We start from the raw sequence: 3,520 nt of genomic DNA, 5'->3' as shown, positions 1-3,520 counted from the left end.
CCTCCGCCTGCCCGCGCCACCCGCCCGCGCCACCCGCCCGCGTCAGCCGAGCCGCTCGCCGATCCACTCCAGCGAGGACGGCAGCTCACGGGTCCAGCTGTCGAAGTTGTGGCCGCCGTCGTCCAGGTAGAGCGAGTCGACCTTGAACTGCGGGTTGGCCGCGGCGACCTGCTGGGCGTGGCCGACGAACTGGAGGGTCTGCGCGAAGTCGCCCTCCTTGCGGGAGGAGACCACCAGCAGCGAGAGGGCGGGGGCCGGGAGGTTCGTCAGCCGCCAGTCGAGGTCGCTCTGCTGCGCCAGGGCGGCGTCGCCGGCGAACAGGTCGCCGCCGGTGAACTGGTCCTCCTTGACCTTGTACTCGCTGTGCAGGCCCACCCCGCTGCCGTAGACGTTCGGGAAGCGCATCGCCAGCCGCAGCGCGCAGCTGCCCCCGGTCGAGTAGCCGAAGACGGACCAGGAGGCGGCCGAGCGGCCCGTCCGGTAGGCGGTGCGGAGCGCCTCCGGCAGGTCCTTGGTGAACCAGGTCTCGGCGCGCGGGCCGCCGGGGACGTCCACGCACTCGGTGTCGCGCGGTGGGGCGACCGTCGGGCGGGCCATGACCACGATGGTCGGCGGCATCTTGCCGGACTTCTGCAGCTCGCCCGCGGTGCGCAGGACGGGCAGCTCCTTGATCAGGTTGAGCGTGGTGCCGGGGAAGCCGGAGATGGCGACCAGGACGGGGAAGCGGACCAGGGCGAACTTCGGGTCGAAGTACTCGGGCGGCAGGTAGACGAACAGCTGGTCGGACAGCCCGGTCTCCTTGCCGGTGACCCGGACCGATTCGACCTTGCCGGTCTCCTCGGGCGGGCCCTTGGGCAGGTCGGTGACGGTCTCCAGACCGCCCTCGGTGGTCGGCTGGACCGGCGTGTCCGAGGCCGAGGTGCCGCCCTTGTGGTTCTCGTTGCTGGTCAGCGCGAGCTTGGTGCTGCCGGGGCTGAGCAGGTCGTCCCACGAGGTGTAGAACCCGAAGGAGTTGTTCACCGCCAGCGCCAGCACGGCCACGACCGCGACTTGAGTGACGGTCAGCAGGCCGATCCGGCCGAGGACGGGCAGCGGGCGCTGGCGCGCCAGCCGCGGCCAGAGCCACAGGGTGGTGACGAGAGCCGCGGCGCCGAGTGCGAGCAGCGAGTTCACCAGTGCGTCGCTGGTCAGTTCCATGCAGTCGGCCTTCCGATGGGACACTGTCGGTGCACGCCTCATCGTCTGGCGGCCCGTCAGCTCCGGCCACCGCGACTAGGCTGTCCGGATGCCCGGGCGAGCTGGGAGGGCGGGGGGAGCCGCAGGCAACCGGCGCCCTAGAATGCGGCGTCCACCGTACGTACGGCGTACCGGAGGACCCTGCCGCGCCACGCGGCGGCAGGGCTTCGGCTCCGTCCCCGGCTCCACCGCAGCGCGCCCACGGCACCGGTTTACCGACCGTTTCCGGATCCTTGGTATGCGCATTGCCTGATGAAGGAAAAGGCATTGAAGGTCCATCACACGTGCTCCCCCGGAGTGACCGGACGGCGTCCCGCAGCCTCTACGCTGAGCTTCCATGAGCGTTCCCGTGTCCGTTGAGCCGAGCCCCGAGCAGCCGCGTCGTCGACGCGGCCTGCAGACGCTTCGCACCCAGGCGGCGGCCGTTCCGAGGGCCTGGCTGCCCCGCGCGGTCGGGTACGCCTGTCTGCTGATCGGCCTGGTCGACATCGCCAGCGCGGTGTTCCCCAAGCTCCGGCACTCCAAGATGCACACCTTCACCGGGCAGCTGCCCGGCGGCACCACCTCGCTGGCCGCGGTCGGGACGATGATGGTCGGCCTGCTGCTGGTGCTGCTCGCGCACGCGCTGCGCCGGCGCAAGCGGCGGGCCTGGCGGGCGGTGTGCGTGCTGCTGCCGGTCGGCGCCGCGCTGCACATCGTGCGCTGGCACCAGGTCGGCCCGGCCGTGGTCTCGCTGGCGGTCTTCGTGGTGATGCTGGTGCACCAGCGCGAGTTCTACGCCAAGGCCGACCCGCGCACCCGCTGGCGGGCGCTGGTCAACCTGATCGTGATGGGCGCCGTCAGCGTGCTGCTCGGCCTGCTGATCGTGAGCACCCGGACCAAGTACGAGATCGGCTACCCGGCCCTGCCCGAGCGCCTCCAGCACGTCGTGTACGGGCTGTTCGGCTTCGAGGGGCCGATCCGGTACAACAACGTCCGGATGTCCGACCTGGTCGCCTACCTGCTCGGCGGGCTGGGCCTGCTGACCGCCTTCACCACCGCCTACCTGGCGCTGCGCCCGGGCAAGCCCAAGCCGGAGCTGACCCCGGAGGACGAGGAGAAGGTCCGCGAGCTGCTCACCCGGCACGGCGAGCGCGACTCGCTCGGCTACTTCGCGCTGCGCCGCGACAAGAGCGTGCTGTTCTCGCCCACCGGCAAGGCCGCGATCTCCTACCGGGTGGTCTCCGGCGTGATGCTCGCCTCCGGCGACCCGGTCGGCGACGTCGAGGCCTGGCCGGGCGCGATCAAGGTGTTCATGGCCGAGGCCCGCGAGCACGCCTGGGTGCCGGCCGTGATGGGCTGCAGCGAGGTCGGCGGCGAGGTCTGGACCCGCGAGGCGGACCTGGACGCGCTGGAGCTGGGCGACGAGGCGATCGTCGACACCGCCACCTTCTCGCTCGCCGGCCGGGCCATGCGCAACGTCCGCCAGATGGTCAAGCGGATCGAGCGCAACGGCTACTCCTGCCAGGTGCGCCGGGTCCGCGACCTCAGCGTGGAGGAGAAGCAGCGGATCGCCGACGCCGCCGCCCGCTGGCGCGGCACCGACACCGAGCGCGGCTTCTCGATGGCCCTCGGACGCTTCGGCGACCCGCTGGACGACGACTGCGTGGTGGTCACCGCCCACAAGGCCCCGGAGGAGGGCGAGAGCGGCGACGACCTGAAGGCCGTGCTGCACTTCGTGCCCTGGGGGCCGGACGGCATCTCGCTGGAGCTGATGCGCCGCGACCGCGCGGCCGACCCGGGCCTGAACGAGCTGCTGATCGTCGCAGCCCTCCAGGCCGTGCCCGCGATGGGCGTGCGCCGGGTGTCGCTCAACTTCGCGATGTTCCGCTCGGCGCTGGCCCGCGGCGAGCGGATCGGCGCCGGCCCGGTGCTGCGGGCCTGGCGCGGACTGCTGGTGTTCCTCTCGCGCTGGTTCCAGATCGAATCGCTGTACAAGTTCAACGCCAAGTTCCAGCCCGAGTGGGAACCGCGCTTCCTGGTCTTCCCGAACACCCGGGACCTGCCGCGGATCGGCTTCGCCGCGATGCAGGCCGAGGCCTTCATCACCCTCGGCATGCCGCGCTTCGGCCGCCGGCGCCAGCGGGAGGGCCTGATGCCCACCCCGGGCGCCCGCGACGTCACCGAGGCCGCCTGAGGCACCGCCGCGACCAACGGGGCGGCGCCGCCCCGGCCCGAGGCGGCGCGGCCGGCCTGGGTGGGGGGGCGGGGGCGATGCCGCCCGCCTCTCGGGGCGCCCCCCGGG

At 72.4% G+C, this 3,520-nt stretch carries 2 protein-coding genes; one reads left to right on the top strand and one right to left on the bottom strand.

Features of this window, described 5'->3' with window-relative positions; all coding sequences use genetic code 11:
* Positions 1–42 precede the first annotated feature (42 nt).
* Entirely contained in the window at positions 43–1,197 is a 1,155-nt protein-coding gene (locus ACFV6I_RS34865) for an esterase family protein (RefSeq protein WP_063348249.1), read from the bottom strand.
* A gap of 376 nt (positions 1,198–1,573) precedes the next feature.
* Here ACFV6I_RS34865 and ACFV6I_RS34860 point away from each other — a divergent pair, with 376 nt between their 5' ends.
* On the top strand, positions 1,574–3,412 hold the full coding sequence (locus ACFV6I_RS34860) for a phosphatidylglycerol lysyltransferase domain-containing protein (RefSeq protein WP_380341890.1): 1,839 nt from the start codon (positions 1,574–1,576) through the stop codon (positions 3,410–3,412).
* Positions 3,413–3,520 lie beyond the last annotated feature (108 nt).

Origin of the sequence: Kitasatospora sp. NPDC059803, assembly GCF_042732255.1 — a bacterium.
Taxonomy (GTDB): Bacteria; Actinomycetota; Actinomycetes; order Streptomycetales; family Streptomycetaceae; genus Kitasatospora.
Note: the sequence above shows the minus strand (reverse complement) of the source record. Positions and strands in the feature narration are given on the sequence as shown.

Coding starts and splice junctions, on each gene's coding strand:
- ACFV6I_RS34865 (WP_063348249.1), bottom strand. CDS start 1,197: ATGGAACTGACCAGCGACGCACTGGTGAACTCGCTGCTCGCACTCGGC.
- ACFV6I_RS34860 (WP_380341890.1), top strand. CDS start 1,574: ATGAGCGTTCCCGTGTCCGTTGAGCCGAGCCCCGAGCAGCCGCGTCGT.